General features: G+C 33.4%; 15 protein-coding genes. 6 read left to right on the top strand and 9 right to left on the bottom strand.

Annotated elements, in window-relative coordinates:
* Positions 1–2 precede the first annotated feature (2 nt).
* The gene (locus AA088_RS09835) at positions 3–3,056 is read right to left on the bottom strand and encodes a glycosyltransferase family 117 protein (protein ID WP_046744811.1); all 3,054 of its coding nucleotides are present in this window, start codon (positions 3,054–3,056) and stop codon (positions 3–5) included.
* A 218-nt stretch (positions 3,057–3,274) separates the two neighbouring features.
* Between AA088_RS09835 and AA088_RS09830 the strand changes: the two genes are divergently transcribed.
* The 3 genes from AA088_RS09830 (at position 3,275) to AA088_RS09820 (ending at position 7,826) form a co-directional block, all read left to right on the top strand.
* Complete coding sequence (locus tag AA088_RS09830; protein WP_046744810.1) at positions 3,275–5,683, top strand: T9SS type A sorting domain-containing protein; 2,409 nt, start codon at positions 3,275–3,277, stop codon at positions 5,681–5,683.
* A 72-nt stretch (positions 5,684–5,755) separates the two neighbouring features.
* Positions 5,756–6,769 carry a hypothetical protein gene (locus tag AA088_RS09825; RefSeq protein WP_046744809.1) on the top strand — a complete coding sequence of 338 codons (1,014 nt, stop codon included), beginning with the start codon at positions 5,756–5,758 and terminating at the stop codon, positions 6,767–6,769.
* A 1-nt stretch (position 6,770) separates the two neighbouring features.
* A complete protein-coding gene (locus tag AA088_RS09820) occupies positions 6,771–7,826 on the top strand; it encodes a WD40/YVTN/BNR-like repeat-containing protein (RefSeq protein WP_046744808.1) in 1,056 nt (351 codons plus the stop codon).
* Positions 7,827–7,835: 9 nt separating this feature from the next.
* On the opposite strand, the gene AA088_RS09815 is transcribed toward AA088_RS09820, so the two are convergent.
* From AA088_RS09815 to AA088_RS09790, 6 genes are all read right to left on the bottom strand, one after another.
* The gene (locus AA088_RS09815) at positions 7,836–10,934 is read right to left on the bottom strand and encodes a hypothetical protein (protein WP_046744807.1); all 3,099 of its coding nucleotides are present in this window, start codon (positions 10,932–10,934) and stop codon (positions 7,836–7,838) included.
* Between the two features lie 278 nt (positions 10,935–11,212).
* Complete coding sequence (locus AA088_RS09810) at positions 11,213–11,665, bottom strand: hypothetical protein (protein ID WP_046744806.1); 453 nt, start codon at positions 11,663–11,665, stop codon at positions 11,213–11,215.
* Between the two features lie 10 nt (positions 11,666–11,675).
* Entirely contained in the window at positions 11,676–12,197 is a 522-nt protein-coding gene (locus AA088_RS09805) for a hypothetical protein (RefSeq protein WP_046744805.1), read from the bottom strand.
* A 30-nt stretch (positions 12,198–12,227) separates the two neighbouring features.
* On the bottom strand, positions 12,228–12,770 hold the full coding sequence (locus AA088_RS09800) for an RNA polymerase sigma factor (protein ID WP_046744804.1): 543 nt from the start codon (positions 12,768–12,770) through the stop codon (positions 12,228–12,230).
* A 115-nt stretch (positions 12,771–12,885) separates the two neighbouring features.
* Positions 12,886–14,718, bottom strand: coding sequence for an ABC transporter ATP-binding protein (locus AA088_RS09795; RefSeq protein ID WP_046744803.1), 1,833 nt, complete (start codon positions 14,716–14,718; stop codon positions 12,886–12,888).
* Positions 14,719–16,443 carry a phospho-sugar mutase gene (locus AA088_RS09790; RefSeq protein ID WP_046744802.1) on the bottom strand — a complete coding sequence of 575 codons (1,725 nt, stop codon included), beginning with the start codon at positions 16,441–16,443 and terminating at the stop codon, positions 14,719–14,721. It abuts the gene before it with no gap.
* A gap of 97 nt (positions 16,444–16,540) precedes the next feature.
* On the opposite strand from AA088_RS09790, the gene AA088_RS09785 reads away from it, so the two are divergent.
* Positions 16,541–19,189: a T9SS type B sorting domain-containing protein gene (locus AA088_RS09785; protein ID WP_046744801.1), complete on the top strand. Its 2,649-nt coding sequence runs from the start codon at positions 16,541–16,543 to the stop codon at positions 19,187–19,189.
* On the opposite strand, the gene AA088_RS09780 is transcribed toward AA088_RS09785, so the two are convergent.
* Complete coding sequence (locus AA088_RS09780) at positions 19,186–20,142, bottom strand: glycosyltransferase family 2 protein (protein WP_046744800.1); 957 nt, start codon at positions 20,140–20,142, stop codon at positions 19,186–19,188. The genes AA088_RS09785 and AA088_RS09780 overlap by 4 nt on opposite strands.
* Positions 20,143–20,151: 9 nt before the next feature.
* Positions 20,152–20,655 (bottom strand): DUF4199 domain-containing protein, encoded by a 504-nt coding sequence (locus tag AA088_RS09775; protein ID WP_046744799.1) that lies wholly within the window; start codon positions 20,653–20,655, stop codon positions 20,152–20,154.
* 144 nt (positions 20,656–20,799) lie between these two features.
* On the opposite strand from AA088_RS09775, the gene AA088_RS09770 reads away from it, so the two are divergent.
* Together AA088_RS09770 and AA088_RS09765 are read left to right on the top strand one after the other, a co-directional pair.
* Positions 20,800–21,051, top strand: coding sequence for a type B 50S ribosomal protein L31 (locus AA088_RS09770; protein ID WP_046744798.1), 252 nt, complete (start codon positions 20,800–20,802; stop codon positions 21,049–21,051).
* A 116-nt stretch (positions 21,052–21,167) separates the two neighbouring features.
* The gene (locus AA088_RS09765) at positions 21,168–22,343 is read left to right on the top strand and encodes a GlmU family protein (RefSeq protein ID WP_046744797.1); all 1,176 of its coding nucleotides are present in this window, start codon (positions 21,168–21,170) and stop codon (positions 22,341–22,343) included.
* Positions 22,344–22,385 lie beyond the last annotated feature (42 nt).

The following is a 22,385-nucleotide window of genomic DNA, read 5'->3' as shown; positions in this document are numbered from 1 at the left end:
AATTAATAAGGCCAATTACGTTGTTGCCATGTTTGAAATGCAGCGTCAAATTGTTGAAATGATTTCGGACTTACAGGTGAATTTTCTACACCATTAGGAAATTGTTGCATCATTTGTGCATACATATTTTTTAAGCGATAGGCATGTCGTAAATTAATAATAGGATATGGAGGATCAAAGGAAGTCATCCATTGCAATTCTTCCCAAATATTTTGCATGGCAGTTCTGCAAATTTCAGTGCCTTTAGGAGTATTTCCTGCGCGAACATATAGTTTCCCAATGGCATATGCAAATTGCTTGAAAGGGACTGTTTTATCTGGAAACAGCGTTATGCAAGTATCTAACACACGGATAGCTTCGCTTGTTTTACCTTCTTCTAATAGTGCTTGCGCTAAAAAGTAATAATTTTGACGTAAAATTTCTCTAGCATAAGATACATTTTCATTGCGTACAAAATTTTCAGAAGAATCCATTTTTTTGAATTGCAATTGATTCATTACATAGGGAAACATCATTTCTGTGTCAACTATTTTTGGATTCAATTCAGCATTTTTTCGTTGAATAGGAGCAAGAATGCTAACCATTCCGTGTTGAATTAAATACGGCTCAAGGTTGATGAGATGTCTCTTTTTTCCATTAGAAACAAAGCAAATCGGTCGATCATTAATATTTTCCATTAATACGTTCATCAACACAATTTCATTGAGTCCGTAAAACTTTTTTGGATGCTTCCAAGTAATTTCAGAAGTATAAGAAGCATTTAATTTTTCAGGACTGAATTGTTTTTGCATTTTGGTTGTATCTATTGGGATAGAAAATGTAGAGGAAGGAATATAATGTCGCATTCTACCATTCCAATTGATTTTTGTGTTGTCGTTATTTAAGAATTCAAATAAAATTGGTAATACGGCTGCTTTTTCAGTTTCTTCCTGTAATGGGAATAATTTTTCTACACCACTAATGTATAGTTTTTTGTCTAGGCTAATTTTTACAGGTTTGGACTCGTATAGTTTTTTTGTTAAATTATCAACATGTGAATCAATATTTAACTGATCAAAATTAATGACACGAACATCTGTACGATAGCCTTCTACTTGTTGTAAATACCATAACGGAAAAGTCATATTGTCGCCATCGGTAATTAAAATAGCTTGCTCTGGACACGCGTCTAAATATGCTTTTCCAAAATCATAAGCAAAAGTATCATGTGCACGCTGATGATTGTCCCAACCTTTTGCAAATAATTGTATTGGTGACGCGAGGAACACAAAGCCAGTGATGATTGAGATACGTATTTTTTTGTTTTTGATAAAAGAGAAGGTTTGTATCAAAAAAACAACCGAGAGTCCAATCCAGAGGGCGAAAATTATGAAGGATCCTATAAAAATATAATCACGTTCTCGAATTAAAATACTAGAAGGAACCGGATTTACATAAATCGTAATTCCAATACCGAATGTAAGAAAAACTAAAATAGTAGTCCAAAGATATTGTTTGTGTTTTCTTAAAGCAAAAATTCCTAGTATGCCTAGTAAAAAAGGCAAAAAGTAATAGGCATCATTTCCTTTGTGATGCTGATAATGATGAGGAATTACTTGTTTGTCGCCAATTCGATGTTTGTCCAATACGTTGACACCACTCATCCAGTTACCCTCTTTAATGTAACCTAATCCGTGGTAATCGTTTTGTCGTCCAATAAAATTCCAAAACAGATAACGTGCATTTAGCCAGATTACTTGATAATTGAAGAAAAATCGTAGATTTTCACCAAAAGTAGGTTTGTAAATTGTTACCGTTTCACCTTGCACAGGATATTCAATAGGTTCGCCAAAAATGGGTGTCCAAGCTTTATATTTTTCTGCATCTCCACGATCAAACATACGCGGAAAAAACATAGTAAATTCTTTAGCATATTGTACTTCTTTGAACTTTCCATCGTGTGTTATTAAATACTTTTCTTCAGAAGGAACATACCTAAATTCAGGGGTTCCATCTACAAAAGAAACGTCTTTGTTTAACGGAGCATTATAAACAGGGCCTTTTAAAAGAGGAATAGCACCAACGCCAAATTGTTCTGCCCGAACATATTGTAGCATTTTGTTACTATTTAGCATACGATCGGCAATCAACATTTGCACATCAGAACGTTGTAAAGGCATTAAGAAAGAACTCATTCCTATGAGAAAAAATACAATGCCAAGTGTACAATGATGAATTGTTTTTTTGTTTCTTTTTTTGGAAAAAATCAATAAAAAACTACTGATAATTGAGATTAGTATAATAACAACAATAATTCCACTATTAAGAGGCATTTTTACAGAGTTTACCAACCAAATATCTAATGAGTTTGCTAATTTAATACTGCCTTGTACCACAAATCCATATAGTAAAAAAAATGAGGCACTTCCTGCTAAAAGCGCAATGCAGAAATTTTTTAGATTGAGTCCAAACTTTTTATGAGCTATAAGAATTGAAAAAGGGATAATAATTGCTATGGTAATTAAATGGACACCTGTAGAAATTCCTAATAAAAAAGCAATTAATAAAGCATATTTTACTTCTTTTACTTTATTTGGCGTTTGTTCCCATAAAAGCATTGTGTAAATCATTCCTGTCAATAAAGAAAAAGATAAAGTGTATACTTCTGCTTCTGTTGATGCCGTCCAAAAACTATCAGAAAAAGCTAAAGACAAAGCAGCAACTATTCCAGCAACAAAAGAAACTGTACGATTAAGATTACTTTCAGGTAAAATGAATACTTTTTTACTGATATTTATAGTGATTCTAAATAACAGGGTAATTGTGAGTGCTCCAAAAAAGCTTGAAATTAAGTTGGAAACCAATGCTGCTTTACTAGCAGGAAACCATGTTAAAATGGTTTTACATAAAATAGTATAAAAAGGTGCACCTGGCGGATGCGAGGCTTGCAAGGTATAATTACTATTGATAAACTCAGGACTATCCCAGAAAGAGATAGTGTTTGGTGAACAAATGGCATAAATTACAAATACACCTAAAAATAGAATCCAGCTACAAATTTTTTCAGCTTTTGGCATTAGAGCGGCATTAAATTTTGAGATGCAATATAGTAGAATTATTCAATCTTGAATGTACCATTCATGAATAAAAGTGGTCAACTTATACAAAATTATGTAAAACAGGTATATTCTCCCATAAGGTTTTGAGCGCCGATTATTATATTTGGCAAAGGCTTAAAAAGATATATTTTATATATTTGATAAACCATTTTAAAATAAACTAACAACATTCTATTATGAAAAAACAATTACCCCTCATTGTGGTGTTTGTATTTTGCTTATTGGGAATTACTACATTACAAGCACAAACATTGAATGAAACTATGGGTACAGGATCAGGAGTAAGTATTACTTCTGGTGACTTCAACACCTATTATGGAGATAGTACAGGTAGTTTCACAACTTCAGGTTCAAGAAACACCTTGTTTGGATATTCAGCAGGACGAAGCGTAACTACCAGTGAATTGGTAGCAATTGGATACTTAGCGGGATATTCCAATACTACAGGATTTGATAACACTTTTATAGGGTATGAAGCTGGTCGTTTAACAACTACTGGTGGAGATAATACTTTTATTGGAGCTGAATCCGGAGAGAACAATACTACAGGATATGATAACACATTCGTAGGGGAAGAATCTGGAGCGAACAATACTACAGGTTATGAAAATACCTTTATCGGTGAAGATGCTGGATTTAGTAATACAACAGGATACAAACAGACATTCGTTGGTAATGAAGTAGGTATTTCTTCAAATGTTGGATACCGTAACACAGGTATTGGTAGTGAGTCTATGAGTGATGTAGATGATGGTCACCACAATACAGGAGTTGGAGACTCAGCTGCTATTGATATTGGGGATGGTATTTACAACACTATGGTGGGAGCTGCTTCTGGTGTAGCAACTGAATATGCTGATTACAACACGTTTATTGGAGCACAGGCAGGTTGGGATAACAACCGTACTAATAGTTTAACCAATGCAAACCACAACACATATGTGGGATTTTCAGCAGGTTTTACAAACCGTGAAGGACAGTACAATGTCGGAATGGGATCATTGGCAGATTTTGACAATACAAACCGTTCAAATACGATGTTCTTTGGATACAATATCACAGCAAGTAATAACAACGTAATGGGATTTGGTAACAACTCATTTATAGACGGACAATACTCAATTTCTTTGGGTATGAACCATGATGTTCGTGGTGATTACTCTGTAATGATGGGATATCAAGGGAATATGCAAGCATTAGCAGATTACTCTGTTGGTATTGGTAACGCTGTTGATATTGAAGAAAATGATGTAGTAGGTATTGGACGCTCTGTTGATATTGACAATCAATTTGCAGTAGCAATTGGATCTACTTCAGTAGCGCAAAGTGATGGAGCTATTGTAATTGGATATCAAGCTTCTTCAACTGATCCGGGTGCTTTACTTCCAACAAATAATATTGCTATCGGGGTAGCTGCAAACGTACAGGGAACTAACTCAGTTGCCATTGGTAATGCTGCAACTGCAGTAAATGATAATACAATGGTTCTTGGTGGAGCTACCAATCCTTTAAGTGTAGGTATTGGAACGGATACGCCTAACGCAAACGCTTCTTTAGATTTAACAGGAGCAACTAAAGGGTTGCAATTAAACCGTATGACAACAGCTGAACGTACTTCGTTTGGTAGTTCATTAGCAGTGTCAGATCAAGGAATGGTAGTGTATGATACCGATGATAACAACTCTTATTATTGGAGCGGTTCTGCTTGGAAAGGAATGATGGACACCGATACGGATACACAAGATTTATCCTTAGCGTCTGACATTTTAAGCTTAACGGATGGAGGTTCTGTAGACTTGTCTCCTTACTTAGATAATACAGATAATCAAGAATTATCAATTGCGGCAAACGTATTAAGTATTTCTGGCGGTGCAACAACAATTGATTTATCTTCCTATTTAGACAATACAGATAATCAAGAGTTATCAATTGCGGCTAACGTATTAAGTATTTCTGGAGGAGCAACAACAATCGATCTTTCACCATATTTGGATAATACAGATAGTCAAAACTTATCATTATCAGGAACTACTTTAAATATTTCTGGTGGAACAGGTGTTGACTTGGCAGTGATTCAAGATGGAACAGGAACAGACGATCAAAACTTAACTTCAGCAACATTGTCAGGGAATACTTTAACAGTTGCTATTGAAGGAGGAACTTCAGTAAACGTTGACCTTTCTCCAATACTAGACCCACTGGAAGCTGAAAATGTAGCGCAGCAAGCTCAAATTGATGATTTAATTACTAGAGTAGAAGCTATTGAAGCTTGTGCTTGTAGTGGAACTTTATCTTTACCAGGAGGAACACCTGCATCAAGAAGTGGAGCTATTTTATATCAAAACATTCCAAATCCTTTCAACGATACTTCTGCTATCCGTTATTTTGTACCTCAAGATATGACAGGAGAAGCAACTATTGTTTTTGTAAATACTGCTGGACAAATTATTTCTAGAGTGGATTTGCCACAAAAAGGGGATCAAGAATTAAATATCAATACTAGAACTTTATCTTCTGGAATGTATTACTACACTTTGTATGTAGGAGGAAAAAAGATTGATACTAAAAAGATGATTGTTGAATAATTTCTACAATCTAACACATAAATATCATGAAAAGCTTCGTAATATTACGAAGCTTTTTCTATTTTTAAGAACATGAAAACGCAACAAATAGATCTGCTCAATACTGTACTCATACTGATTTCGTTTGTATTGGCTTATTGGTTACCATTTGAACTTTTCCTCTTTGCATATGCAGTGTTAGGTCCTTTGCATTATTTCACTGAGATTAATTGGATCCGTGATAAAAACTATTTCATAGCAAGTAAGTTTTGGATATATTTAGTAATAGGAGCAGCATTATTAATATCAATTCCGCCATTACTTCTTGCTTTTCCAACCGTATTTTCTAATGATTCTAAAATTGTTTTATTTATAACCAACACACTTTCTCCATATCTTAATGCCTGTTTGTTTTTGACTATTGTAGGTGCAGTTGCTTTTACTGTATTTCAAAAAAAAAGGAATCAATACGTACTCTTAGCCATGGGAGTTTTACTTGCAGTTATATTTCATTTTTTATCTATTTATCATTTAATAGTAGGTATATTTCTTCCTACTATTATTCATGTATACATTTTCACAATACTTTTTATGTGGTACGGCAACCTAAAGAATCATTATAAAATAGGATACCTGAATGTTGTATTAATGTGTTTGGTGCCAATTTTTATTATACTACTTTCTGTAAAACCGTTTGATTATGTGTTAAGTTATAATACTCGTGCAATTTATGAAGACAATGCTTTTTATATTCTCAATGCAAAAATATCTCAAGCGATTGGATTGACAGACGGAAGTATATTTTCCTTTGAAGGTGTGTTATTTATTAAGATTCAAATATTCATAGCTTTTGCGTATACTTATCATTATTTGAATTGGTTTTCCAAAACTACAGTAATTGGTTGGCATCATAAACTAACCCAAAAACGTTCTATGACAATCATACTTATGTGGATTACTTCAGTAGCTCTTTATTTTTATAACTATAAAATAGGGTTTACCTTATTACTATTTTTAAGTTTTGTCCACGTACTTATGGAGTTTCCTTTAAATGTAATTTCGATTAGAGGCATTGGACAATCTATTTTTAATTCAAACAAAAGTTAGCATGCGAATAGTCTTTCTTTTAATACTCAGTATATTATTTTTTTCTTGTTCAGAAAAAAAAAGGAATACAAAAAATATAAAAACATATACATCAGTAACTATTGATTCAATTTTTACAGATTCAATCAGTATTAGGGCTCTTGCGGTTACTTCCGAGGGTAATTTAGTATATGGAGGAAACAAAACTACAATTGGATACTATGATGCAAAAAGTAATCTACATACAAACTTGCTCAAAGGTGCAATTTCTGATTCTATAAACGTAAGCTTTCGAGCTGTTGCGCATGTTAATGAGACTACTTTTGGAATTAGTATTGTAAATCCTGCATTGCTCTATAAAATTTCCAAACAAGGAACAGTGACATTAGTATACAAAGAATCGCACGAAAAAGTATTTTATGATGCAATTGCTTTTTGGAATGAACAAGAAGGCATTGCTATTGGTGATCCTACAGAGAGTTGTATCAGTATCATTATTACACGTAATGGTGGTAATACATGGGAAAAAGTATCTTGTGAAGCACTGCCAAAAGCTCTTGAGGGTGAAGCTGCTTTTGCCGCTAGTAATACAAATATTTCCATTGTAGGAGATAAAGTGTGGGTAGCTACTGGAGGAAAAGCAAGTAGAATTCTGTACTCAAAAGATAAAGGAAAAACGTGGCAAGTTTTTAATACGCCTATTATACAAGGTATTGAGACAACAGGGATGTATTCTGTGGACTTTTATGATGCTAACAATGGATTTGCTATTGGAGGAGATTATACTCAACCTACTATCAATGAAGCAAATAAAATCAGAACAGCTGATGGCGGAAAAACATGGGAGCTGGTTGCCAAAAATTCTGGACCAGGTTATCGTAGCTGTGTGCAATACATTCCTAATGGTGAAGCAGCTAATTTGGTAGCCGTTGGTTTTAAAGGAATTGATTATTCCAATGATGGTGGAAACACATGGACACATTTATCCGACGAAGGGTTTTATACCATTCAATTTGTAAATGACTCTATAGCGTATGCAGCAGGAAAAAATAGAATCGCTAAGTTATTGTTTCATTAAAAGAACTTTTTAACGGAGTTTGTCTAAAACTTTTTTAACGCTATCATGTGCAAGCATTGATTCCATAAATTCGTAGGCTGGAATCGCCATTACACGACTCATTGCGGGTTCAATAATAGTTCCTGTTGCTGCAGAAGCACCTTTTAAATGTTCTTTTATGGATTTATTATTCTTTTCAATAAGCGTGTATACTGTTTCAATACAGTCTAGATTCTTTAATTTTTCTCCATAAATAGCTTTTATATCTTCCATGGTGAATGTATGTGGCAAATAAATAGTTTCAAAAGAAAAGTTAGGGTTTAAATCATCGAGCAATTGTAATTTTTCTTTGATGTATCCAGGAAACATTTCTGTAGCTGCTACAGAATTCAAGATTGCAGAAATCTCGGTAGATTTGTTGATGATACCTCCATTACATTCATTCATAATAGAATCCATACAATGCTTAATATACGGAACTTTATCATTAACAATATTGATAAAAACGGTTTCTTTACTCGCTGCACTTGAATCGATAGAATTGATGGCTTCATACATTTTGTAAGCAGAAAGCAACCCTGAATTTTCAAAAATTCCGCCATCATTATATTGTCCCTCGGTTTCAATGGTAGCGGCAGGACTAATTAAAGGAAAACGGTTGGTGGTGGAAGCTGCATTATAAAAACTGAGTGTATTACTTTCAGGTAATTCTAAAATATCATTAGCTCCTAAATACAATATTCTGTTTGCAATGCCTTTGGAAGCAATTGAAACCGCCATGCCTTGCCGTCCTTTGATATTGGTAGAATTACTTATTAGAATAGGAAACTGTTTGTTTCGTTTTTGATACATTTCGTTCCAATATTGTCTGTAAGTTTTGTTTCTAAATTCGTCTTCACAAAATTCAGGGTTACCAAATTTTGCATACACACGCATTGCTGCTGTTGAGCGATCCATTCCGTCAAGACTGGTAGGTACAAATAAGTGTGTAATCCAATCGCGTCCTAACAAATGGGCTACATCCATAGATAAAATATTCTCTGTGCTAATTTCTCGAATAATTGAATCACGTTCTGTTTGTAATTCGTATTCGTGCTTAATCACAGAATAATTAATCAATCCAATAGTTCCTCCAGAAGCACCAGATAAACATACGGTGTTGTCATACAATGTATTGTTTTTATCTAAAGCGTTTAGCACTGTCATAGTCCAAGCATTAGCTTTCATACCACCTCCATAACAACCTATATAGTAGCGTTTTTCAGGTAAATTCTGTACATATGTATCGAGTGTAACAATATTTTCTGTTGTGTCTTTAATTCGAGTTAGTTCAAATAGATTATTGGCAGTACTTTCATTATGCCTAGCTAAAAAGTTTAACAGAACTAATACCAACACAGTCGTATATACAGTAAAGAAAAAAGTAGTTCTTTTTTGTGTGGCAAACTTTTCTTTGGAGAGATTGTAATAAATAAAGTGTTTAAGAATGATGACTATAATTCCATAAAAAAGGAAAAAAGTAGACAGAATCAAAATAATCACATTTACTTTTAAAGCAATGATAGGAAAGAAGTTGATGACAAGTAAAATTAGCATGTTTGCTAATCCAAAATAAGCAATGATTCTTAAAAAAACGATGTTGTTACTCATAGAGCCTAAACATAGATCTCCAATTCGTAGTTTAGATAGTTGGCTAAAGAATCGTGTTTGTCCAAAATACATTTTGTCTTCGACCATTTGTGTAATTTCTACTTTCTTTTGCTCGTAACTGCGTTCGTCTTTTGGATTGTGTATAATTGAAAAAGCGTTGATAACAGCGTTGATATCTTCGTTAAAAAAAACATACTTAAAAAGCGTTCTAAATGTACGATAGTAGGTATAAGTAATTGCTTGTAATGTGATGCAAAATAGGCTTAGAATAACTGTGATATAATTATACGGATGTTCAGATTGAACTAGTAAAATGAATAAAATAATGTGCGCAATGATGGTAAGTGATAAAAAAAGTAAATAATTCCGGATTGGCCGATTTAACCGTTTTTCTTCAGGTTTTACTACATATATATCGACAATATCATCATTTAAGAGATCTTCATCAAAAAAATGATCTTTCCATGCACTTTTTTTTGTTTTTAATACATACAACCACCATATCAAACCAGCCATTAATACCAAGGTAAGACTACTTAACCGGAAACCTGTGTCAAAATTGGTATCTGCCGTATAAGAAATCATATAAAAAAGGGCTCCATAAAAGAAAACTCCAATAACTCTCCGTAAAAAACTAATGTAATTTTCAAAGGCAATTTCATTTTCTGTGTTTTGGTCGCCATTTCGATACCAAATGATTCCAAATATGGAAAATACTCTGGTCATGTGCCATTTTTTATCCTTGAACTTTCTGTTAGATCTTGAAAACAAAAAATAATTAGGATAATGTGAAAGTACAATACAATAAATAGGCGCAAAGAATAGAAGTAATACAAATACAAACCAAAATGGATGATAGTACAAATCTACAACAATCGAATTCATCTGTGTAGTTTTAGGCAGCGTCATTCCAATAATGAAAAGAAATAAAAAACTAATCCAAGAGGAAGCAAAAAACTCTTTAAAAATGACCAATCGATTTTTTAACGAGTAGCGAACCCAAATTAGCAGCGTCGTAATAAAAGTTAAAGCATATGCACTATTCTTAATAGTAACAATGGTTTGGGGGTATTTTTTATAAATAAGATAATAAAAATTCTCAGTGCAATCAAAACTATATGCAATACAGGCTAAAGCAATAAATAGATAAAATATCCATACTTTTTTATGTGTTTTGGTCTTTCTACACACATAATTCCCAAGGATATAGAGAAGTATAAATGCCCAAGCAAAATCGAGTAAAAAGAAGAAAGTGAAAATGGTTTGATCAAAAGTGTCTGTATGATTATATAACCACTCTTTAGTGACCAACTTTTCTGTGAATTGTGGGTGCGATATCCAATCAAGAATAGAAAAGCTTTTTCCGCAGATAAGCATTAAAACAGTAAGTATGATAAAGATGATGATAGTTGTTTTTGAAACTTTTTTACAGCTGCTATCTGTCTTAGGTGTTTTTTTGGGTAGTTCAGTTTTTTTCATGAGTTGGTAATTTGACTAAAGCTACAAATGAAATTTGTAAAATAAAATACTTACATAAAGGTATTTTGAAATCTGTCATATACTTACGAAAAAGGAGTGCCTATACAGCACTCCTTAATACCAATCACCAAATTGTAAACTGTGACGAATCACTTCTTACTACACTATATATTGGACTTTACTTTTTACAAAAGGTTTAAATCAAAAAGAGCATTTCTTAACTAGAAATGCTCTTTTCTCATCAATGCTAGGTTAGAATACAATGTACTCTAGGTTTTTTAGGGCATTGATTTTCGTTTACCATGCTTATCACGGAATTGTTTCATTAGCTTTTTATTAAAATCGCGCTCTGCTTTTTTTAAACGTATAATCTTAATTGCTGGTAAAATTTTTCTCAGCTTTTGCATCATATCACGTTCATTTTCATACAATTGACGTTCAATTACTTCTAGGCGATCGAGAATTTGAGAAGCTTCTGCTTCTGATAAGTTTTCCATATCTTTCACTTCTCGCTTAATTTTTGACATTTCACGAATACGTAACTCGTGATGCTTATCATCATAGGCATTGTAAATTGGCCAAAATTGCTGAGCCTCTTTTTCGGTCAAGTCTAGGTTTTCTGTAAAATAAGCAATTTTTAATTTTTTAATTTTTTCTTTAATATGCCTGTCTTGTGCATTCCCAATCAGAACGCCAAATAGGACAAAAAGTATTGTAGTGTATATTTTCATGTTCAATAGGTTATTCAATTAATAACTCGTATGGATCTGTTGTTTTTTCTAAATAATCTAAAGTTTCCGATTCGTCCAGTTCTACCTCGAAAACGGCTGTAATATCTACATTTTCTTCTTCATAAACATTGACTAACTCATAATTATTGAGCGCAATCAAATCATTTTCTATAAATGTATTAATCTCACTATTTTCTACTGTTTCGATACTGATAATTTCTTTTGTATTTTGATATATTGCTACAGAAGAAACTAATACCAAGCATGCTGCGACAGCATAACGAATATATTTTTGGTAGTTTTTCTTAAACTGTAGTGAAATTACCTTCGTTTCAGATTCATTTGAAAATAATTTTTCTGAGAGTGTGTCTTCCAAACGATTAAAATACATTTCTGGAGCCTTGAAACCAGATGTTTCAGGAATCGTAGATTCGGTTGTTAATCGCTCAAAAAAACGATCTTCGAAGTTCTCAAAGTATTCTTTAGGCGTTTTAAAACCTGTTTGATTTGTATGTAATTCGTTCTTTTTCACAATAGTTTGACTCTAAATATAAGAAAAGGTTTAATGGGTTAAAAAAACTTCTATCTTTTTTACTGCGTGATGATAAGATGCTTTCAAAGCGCCAATGGATGTATCTAAAATCTCACTCATTTCATTGTATGTTATATCATCAAAATACTTCATGTTGAATACAATTTGTTGTTTTTGTGGCAACGAAGCAATGGCTTTTTGTAATTTTAATTGAATTTCATCACCTTCAAAAAATACGTCAGCTGTAAGATTGTTAATCAATTGTTCTTGGACTTCTTCAGAAGAAATTCCTGCTTTTTTAGCTCGTTGATTGATAAATGTAATGGCTTCATTGGTAGCAATACGATACATCCATGAATATAATTTGCTATCACCTTTAAAATTGTGAATACTTTTAAAAATTTTGATAAAAGTATTTTGCAATACATCATCTGCATCGTCGTGACTGGTAACTATTCTACGAATATGCCAATACAAGCGTTCTTTATAGGTAGATACCAACTGACGAAACGCTTTTTCTTGCGTTTTCGGATTCTTCAACTCATCAATAAGACTTATCTCTACACTATTCAAGGGTATGCATTTTATCTTTGGACTCTTACCGAAGGAAAAGGTTTAATTAAAGATAAAAAAAATGTCATTCTACTAAAAATGTAAGAATGACATTTGTGTTGTTTTTTACTAGCTACTAAATAGATTGCATTTGTACCAACTTAGTATATACTTTATTGTTACGAATCAATTCTTCATGAGTTCCTTGTTCAACAATTTCTCCTTTTTGCATAACCACAATCAGGTCTGCATTTTGAATGGTAGACAATCGATGAGCAATTACTATTGAAGTTCTATTTTTCATCATATTTTCTAATGCTACTTGTACCAAACGTTCACTTTCTGTATCAAGGGCAGAAGTCGCTTCATCCAAAATCATGATTGGTGGATTTTTAAGAACAGCTCTAGCAATACTTAATCGTTGTTTTTGTCCGCCCGAGAGTTTTCCTCCAGAATCACCAACATTATGATCGAGTAATTCAGGCAAGTCTTTGACAAATTCCCAAGCGTTTGCAATTTTTAATGCATCAATTACTTCTTCATCAGTTGCATCTTGTTTTCCAAGTTTTACGTTGTTGCGAATGGTATCATTAAATAGAATTGAATCTTGCGTTACAATACCCATCAAACCTCGAAGAGAAGCTTTTGTGAGCGTTTTGATATTTTCTCCATCTATGTCAATACTTCCTTCATTTACATCGTAAAAGCGTGTCACCAAGTTTGCAATTGTACTTTTTCCACTTCCAGATTGCCCCACGAGCGCCACTGTTTTTCCTTTAGGAACGTTTAGTGAAAAGTTTTTGAGGACTAACTCTTCTTCATATTTAAAAGATACATCTTCTAGGGTAATTCCAGCAGTAAATTCAGTTTTTGCTTTCGCATCTATAGCATCTTGAATCGTTGATTCGGTATTTAAAACTTCCAAAACACGATCTGCGGATGCATTTCCTGCTTTTACTTTATAACTCGCTTTGCTGATTGCTTTTGCAGGTGTTAGGATATTATATGCCAATGCCATATAGGTGATAAATTGATCTGGAGAAAGCGTTTTATCTATCAGCACTAATTTTCCACCATATAATAAAATAACAGCAATTACGACAATACCTAAAAATTCACTGGTTGGAGACGCAAGGTTTTGTCGATGTGCCAAATTATTAGAGTATTTGTACAATTGAGAAGTAGAATTACTAAAGGCTTTATTGAAATGTTTTTCAGCATTAAATCCTTTAATCACTTTTAATCCATTCAGTGTTTCATCTAAAATAGATAAAAATACACCATTTTCTTTTTGAACTCGGTCAGAATGTTTTTTTAGACTTTTACCTACTCTAGAGATGATAAATCCTGAGATGGGAATAAAAACAAAAACAAATATTGTCAATTTTGAACTGATGGAAAACATAAAGAGAATTGTAAAAATGATTGTCAATGGCTCACGTACCAACAGCTCAAGAATCGCTAATAACGAGTTTTGTATCTCATTTACATCACCAGAAATTCGGGCGATGATATCTCCTTTTCTCTTTTCAGAAAAATATGAAATAGGTAAAGTGGTTACTTTATGATATAGTTTATTGCGAATATCCTTTAAAATACCATTTCGCAAATATGCCAAAAAGAAGTTAGAAAAATATCCTGCGACATTTTTTAGTAAAAACGTAGATATGACAATACAAATCATGAAAATTAATACTTCATATTGACCATTTTTTTCTATTTTTTGTGTGATAAAAAAGTTTAAATAGTCATTTAGGTAATCACCATAACCTTGAAGTCCTACATAATTTTTTCTTATTGGTTCAACTGTAATGCGCTCTGCCGTTTTTAATAATACTTTCAACATTGGCATAAGCGATACAAAGGAAAGTGTACCAAATAACGCATACAAAATATTGAAAAATATATTTAGATACGCATACTTTTTATATGGAATAATGTAATGCGATAATTTTTTTATGTAATTCATCTAATTGAGTTTCATTTCGTGTACGATGCGCTCAATTTTGGCATCAAGCTTTTGTTCTACCGTATAAAAGTCTGCTTTATTCTCTAAAGGCAGATTTACACTAAAGTAGAATTTAATTTTTGGTTCTGTACCACTTGGTCGGGCTGCAATTTTAGTGCCATCTGCGGTGTAGTAAATTAATACGTTTGATTTTGGTACAGTTATGTCAGAAGTACTGCCATTTTGCATGTTTAAAGCAATTGAAGTTTGGTAGTCTTCAATGCGAATTACAGGCGATCCATCAATGGTTTTCAAGGGATTTTCTCGAAGATCAATCATTGTTTGTTTGATTTCTGCAGCACCATCTATGCCTTTGCGTACGAGTGAAATCAATTTTTCTTTGTAAAAACCGTGTGTAACATACAAATCAATCAATGTTTCATAGATAGAGCTTCCATTCGCTTTTGCAGTTGCTGCAATTTCACAGGCTAGGAGAGAAGCGGTAACGGCATCTTTGTCACGTACAAAATCTCCTGTCATGAATCCAAAACTTTCTTCACCACCACCAATAAATTCTAATTCAGGGAAATCCTTAATCATTTTAGCAATCCACTTAAAACCTGTCAGGCCAATTTTACATTCTACATTGTAGGCTGTTGCTAATTGTTCCATCATAGGAGTAGAAACAATTGTAGAGCCGATGAATTGTTGACCGTTAATTTTATGGTTTTCTTGCCATTTTTTAAGTAAAAAGTCAGTCATTACAACCATAGTTTGATTTCCATTCAAGAGAATCATGTCTCCATTCAAATCACGTACGGCTATTCCAAGTCGGTCACTATCAGGATCAGTTCCAATCACAATATCTGCATTTACATCATTTGCTAGATGTAGTGCCATTTCTAAGGCTTCTGGTTCTTCAGGATTTGGAGAAACGACTGTAGGGAAATCTCCATCAGGTTTGGCTTGTGCTTCTACTACATGAACACTTGTGTATCCCGCTTCTTTTAAAACAGTTGGAATCATTGTAATAGATGTTCCATGCAACGAAGTAAACGCAATTGTAAGATTGTGTTTTTTTGGAGCATTAAAACTACCATTTAATACACTTGCCTTTACAAAAGCTTCATCTACTTCTGTGTCAATTTTTTTAATGAGTTCCGCATTCGCATCAAATACTATTTGCTCAAAACTTAGCTGATTGATTTCTTGTATAATATCAGTGTCTTGTGGTGGAACAATTTGTCCACCATCAGTCCAATATACTTTATATCCATTATATTCTGGCGGATTATGAGAAGCTGTAAGCACAATTCCGCAGTGACAATTCAAATATTTAACAGCAAATGACAATTCTGGTGTAGGGCGCAAATCAGAAAATAGATATACATGAATTCCGTTTGCTGAAAATACATCGGCTACGGTTTGCGCCAAAGATTTGCTGTTATGTCTGCAATCGTATGCAATGGCAACTTTCAAAGATTCATTAGGATATACTTTTTTAAGATAATTACTGAGTCCTTGAGTGTTTTTACCTAAGGTATATTTGTTAATTCTATTAGTGCCAGGTCCCATAATACCACGCATTCCACCTGTGCCAAAGGCAAGATTTGTATAAAAGCTTTCAGTAAGTTCTTTCGGGTTATTATCTATAAGTTGCTGTATTTCTTCTTGAGTTTTAGCATCAAAAAAAGGACTAAGCCAACTTGTTGCTTTTTTCAAGATTTGAGCATCAATCTTTGTCATTTGTAGTTATTTTAAGCAACAAAAATAATGAAATCATTTGGTTTGTATTTTGGTAGTTGGCATATTTTAGATAACTTTAGGGTATTGCTATGATCAAATGAAAAAAAATACCCTAAAACTTTTATGCATATTTCTGTTTTTTTCATTTTCAGCTTTAGCACAACTTGAAGCTAGTCATTGGTTTTTTGGTGTTAATGCTGGTTTGAATTTTAATACAGGAATTCCAATCTCAATAGATCCTGGACAGGTTAATACTTTAGAGGGCTGTTCTACTATTTCTGACGCCAATGGTTCTTTACTATTTTACACAGACGGAGTGACCGTGTGGAATAGGATGCATGAAATTATGGCCAATGGTACGAATTTGGCAGGAAGTTTATCCAGTACACAGTCATGTATTATTGTTCCCAATCCTGGAAGTGAAACAATTTATTATATATTTACTACAGATGTTGTAGATGCGTATGCGCAAAACGGAAACGGAAATAGTAATGGTTTCAACTATTCTGTAGTTGATATGTCGCAAGTAGGTGGTTTAGGAGCAGTTGTTACTAAGAATGTTAATTTATTGCCCAATACATCAGAAAAGGTTACAGCAGCATTAAGTGCAGATGGTAATTTCTGGGTAATTACACATCGCAATAATCAATTTTTTTCTTTTAAAGTGACTCCTATGGGAGTTACTACCATTCCAGTAGTATCCAACACGCCACTGTCTATTGCTGATTATAGAAATATTCGTGGAAATATCAAAGTATCACCTGATAGTAGAAAATTAGCAATTGCACATACACTTTTTGAGCCTGACCAAGCTGGTTCTCTTTATTTGTATGATTTTGATGCAAATACAGGGTTGGTAAGCAATGGTACTTTTTTAGCGGATGATTTGGTGTTTTATGGTGTAGAATTTTCTTCAAATTCTACACGATTATATGCTTCCGGGAAATTCATCTCAGATACTAGTTTAGAAAATATTCAATTACAACAATATGACGTGACGGCAAGTACTGTTTCTTCCACCAAATATATTGTTCATAATTATTTTCAAGGTCAAATAGTTCCTTCATTAGCTGGAAGTTTACAATTAGGGTTAGACAAACGTATTTATCATGCGCTACCAGGTTCAAAGATATCTACAATTAACACACCCAATTTATTAGGAGCAGCTTGCGATTTTGACTTTGAAAGTGTTGATTTAGGACTCAATTTTGCACGATTCGGATTGCCAGCTTCGGTACAGTCTTATTATGAAAGCATTGCGACGATTGAAAATTTTTGTTTTGGAGAGCAAACGACCTTTACAGTAAACTCCTTAAACACTATCATTGGAATTGATTGGAATTTTGGAGATCCCGCTTCAGGAAGTTTGAATACATCTAATGAGATATCAACAGCACATACGTTTTCATCGGTAGGGACTTATACGGTCACAGCGACTGTGACATTTTCCAATGCTCCTGCTCAAACCTTTACTGAAATTGTTGTAGTTCAAGAATCACCAACTATAGCTCCTTTGTTTGTGCTTGAACAATGTGATGCGGACGACAATAGTAATGACGGATTATCAATTTTCAATTTACAAGAGGCGATTACAGTGATTGAAGAAGATAATGGAAATAGTAACATAGAAGTTTCATTTTTTGAAAGTTTAAGCGACGCTCAAGCGAATCAAAATACATTAGCGAGTTATTTTTATGCCAATTCAACAAATAATCAAATTCTATACGCACGAGTCTTTTCGTATGTAGATTGTTACACAATTACACAAATACAGCTAAATGTAAATTCAGGGACAAATTTAGGAGTATATGATACTATTGAAGTATGTGAGATTAACGGAATTAATATTTCTATTTCTCAAGTGGAAGATACTCTGGAGGCTGATTTTCCAGGAGCTATGATTGGTGTATTTAATACAAGGAACGATGCTTTATTGCAAGATAATCAGCTAACTGATACGACACCTATTAATGTTGATTTGATAAATGAATTGTTTTTTAGAGTTTCGTATGCTAATGAATGTGCTTTTATAGGAAGTGTAGCAATAACTATTGTTGGACAGCCAGAAATAGAAGATCAACAAGCTTTTTTATGTAGAGATGAAAATGCGTCTGTAGAACTTTCATTTGAAGAAACTTTTACAAGCTATGTATGGTCTACTAATGAAACTACACCTTCAATTACCGTAACAGAAACAGGAATATATTCTGTCATTGTGACGAATAGTGCAGGTTGCGAAAAGCAGGTTTTCTATATCGTTGAAGAAGAACCATCTGTGACGATTGATCGAATTGAAGTGCAAGATTTTCAAGAGGTAAATACAATCAAGATTGTGATAGCTTCAACTGATGACGCCGAAAATATAACGTATTCAATCAATGGAGGAAATTTATTTTCTGAATCGAACGAGTTTGTGAATGTTTCTCCAGGATTGTATGATATTATTGTACGTCGTGGCGAATGTGATGCAGCTACAGAAACGATTTTAGTGGGAGGATTTCCAAAATTTTTCACGCCAAACGGCGATCATATTAATGATACGTGGCAATTGTATCAAAAAGAATACTATCCCAACGCCACTATTGAGTTATATGATCGTTACGGGAAAAACTTAAATGTAATCAAAGCAAGTAGTGAATGGGACGGAACTTATAAAGGTGTGCTATTACCTTCGGGAGATTACTGGTATAAGTTAATACTTGAAAATGGTAGAATTGTCAAAGGAAATGTCACGTTGAAACGTTAAAAGTTTTTTGTATCACTAATCTTGTAACGTTCTTTATCACGTCTGCTACGCAAAACAATCTCTCCCAAAAATCCAGCTAAGAAAAATTGAGTACCAATAATCATAGTCGTTAGAGATATATAGAACCATGGATTTTGTGTTACTAAAATTGCAGGTAGGTCATAGGCCAATTTATACAATTTCATCACGCCAATATATCCAGCAGAGGTAAATCCTATAAAAAACATCAACACACCTAATGCGCCAAATAAATGCATTGGGCGTTTTCCGAATTTTGACAAAAACCAAATAGTGATTAAATCTAAGAAGCCGTTGATGAAACGATCATATCCAAACTTAGTTTTTCCATACTTTCTGGCTTGGTGTTTAACTACTTTTTCATCAATATTCTGAAAGCCTGCATTTTTAGCTAATACGGGAATGTATCGGTGCATTTCTCCATATACATCTACATTCTTTATTACTATATTCTTATAAGCTTTTAGTCCGCAGTTAAAATCGTGTAGTTTTAACCCAGAAGTACGCCGCGCAGCCCAATTGAATAATTTGGAGGGAATATTTTTTGCAATGACAGAGTCGTATCGTTTCTTTTTCCAACCAGAAATGAGATCAAAATTTTGTTCTGTAATCAATTTATATAATTCAGGAATCTCATCAGGACTGTCTTGTAAATCGGCATCCATCGTAATGACTACATCTCCAGTAGCTTTTTCAAAACCAGCATGCAATGCTTGCGACTTCCCGTAATTTCGTAAAAAACGAATGCCTTTTACCTCTAAATATTGCTCGCTTAGTGTTTCAATTATATCCCATGAATGATCTGTACTACCATCGTCAATAAATAAAATCTCATACGAAAAAGAATGTACTTGCATTACATTGGCAATCCACTGATGCAATTCTCGTAAGGATTCTTCTTCGTTTAGAAGTGGTATAACTACAGATATATTCATGAATAATATTTATTGCGGTTTATAAAAAGCATTAATGACCAATGAAGTAATCAAAGAAACAAAAAATCCTGTAAATAAACTTTTTAAAACAATATCAATAAACAAGCTAAACTTATAATTTTCTTTAAAAAAGGCGACTTTTTCCGCAACTTCTTCAGGTTTGAATTGAGAATCTAGTTTCAAATCTTTTTGAGCAACTTCGGCTAAGTTACCAATATAACTAGGCTCAATAAAATTTGCGTGTATGATTTGATAAATCCAAAACATAATCCCGCCAATTAATATTACACCAATTCCTGTTTGTAAACCTTTACGAATACTGAACAATTCACCAGTAGATTTTTTACTAGCAATCACAATAGATAAGATAATCATAATGGCAGTAATTGGTAGCATTACAATCGCAAAAATATTTTTAGAATCTGTGTGAATATTTTGCTGATATTGCAATAGAAAAAAAACAATATTCAAAATTCCGAGGGCAATGCCAAAGTGTGCTGTTTTTGAAAACATACAGGTAATTTTAAAACAAGTCACAAATATAGAAATTCGTGCGTAGAAAATGTCAAAATATTTTTATTTAAAAGTTGCTTATTCAGAAATAATAATTAAATTTGCACCTCGAAAATTGAGAAAGTTATATTAAAGCATACAAAGATGAAACAAGGTATACATCCAGAAAATTACAGAATGGTAGCTTTTAAAGATATGTCTAATGATGATGTATTTCTTACAAAGTCTACTGTAGATACTAAAGAGACTATCGAAGTTGATGGTACTGAGTATCCATTATATAAATTAGAAATTTCAAGAACTTCACATCCATATTATACTGGTAAGTCTAAATTGGTAGATACAGCTGGACGTATCGATAAGTTCAAAAACAAATATGCGAAATTCAAGAAATAAGAATTTCTCACAACACATGCAAAATGTCTTTCAGGAAACTGAGAGACATTTTTTTTTGAAAACATTATAGTTTTTATATTTACAAACAGACTATCTTTAACAAAAATTAAGCTCTTATGAACTATATCCTCTTTGATGGAACCGTACGAAATGCCTTATTGCCATTTACATTTACTCGACCAGTAGCTGATATTAGAGTCGGAATTTTAACGATAAGAGAAAAGTGGGAATTGTACCTTGGCGGAACTACCACTACAATAACAGAAGAGTATCTCTCCGATAAATGGCCTATGGTGGAATTGGAGGAAAATGTAATGATTAATGCTTCTTTTTTTCCCAATGCCGATTTAGTAGCTATGATTCAGGAGCTAACGAGTAAGCAAGCTATTTTTTGTGGAGATGAAATCATTGCTTTTCATAGCACAGATGAGCAAGATGAGGTTGACTTTGATACATATGAGATAATTACGTACGATCAAGAGCACATACGAATAGAGAATACATGGGATATTTTTTCTAAAAATGCAGATGCAATTCAAGCTGATTTTGAATTGATTACTAGAGATAGAACATCTCAACCCATCCCAGCAACGGTAAATGTAATTGCTCCAGAAAATATTTTTATTGAAGAAGGGGCAAAGCTTAATTTTTGTACACTCAACGCAAGTTCAGGACCTATCTATATTGGTGAAAATGCTGAGATTATGGAAGGAAGTGTGGTGCGTGGCGCATTGGCAATGTGTGAAAGCTCCGTGTTGAAACTTTCTACAAAAATTTACGGAGCAACTACCCTCGGGCCATATTGTAAAGTTGGAGGCGAAGTAAATAACTCGGTTTTAATGGGATATTCTAACAAAGGACATGATGGATTTTTAGGGAATTCTGTCTTAGGAGAATGGTGCAATATTGGTGCAGATAGTAACAATTCTAACTTAAAGAATAATTATGCGCCAGTGCGTTTGTGGAGTTATGAAACTGAAAATTTTGCTAAAACAGGCTTACAATTCTGTGGACTCATGATGGGCGATCACAGTAAATGTGGAATCAATACGATGTTTAATACAGGAACTGTTGTTGGTGTCAATGCAAACATTTTTGGCTCAGGTTTCCCAAGAAATTTTGTACCCAGCTACAGTTGGGGTGGCGCAAGTGGATTTACTACCTATTTGACCAATAAAGCATTTGAAGTGGCCAAAGTTGTGATGTCAAGACGAAATGTAGAATTCACTTCACAGGACGAAGCCATTCTCACGCATGTGTTTGAGGAAACCAAAAAATGGCGTAAAGACTAAATAAAATCTATAAAAAATATGTTAGGATTTGTTCTCATGTAT

Origin of the sequence: Kordia zhangzhouensis, from assembly GCF_001005305.1 — a bacterium.
Taxonomy (GTDB): Bacteria; Bacteroidota; Bacteroidia; order Flavobacteriales; family Flavobacteriaceae; genus Kordia; species Kordia zhangzhouensis.
The sequence above is the reverse complement of the archived record's forward strand: the minus strand, read 5'-3'. Positions and strand labels throughout refer to the sequence as shown.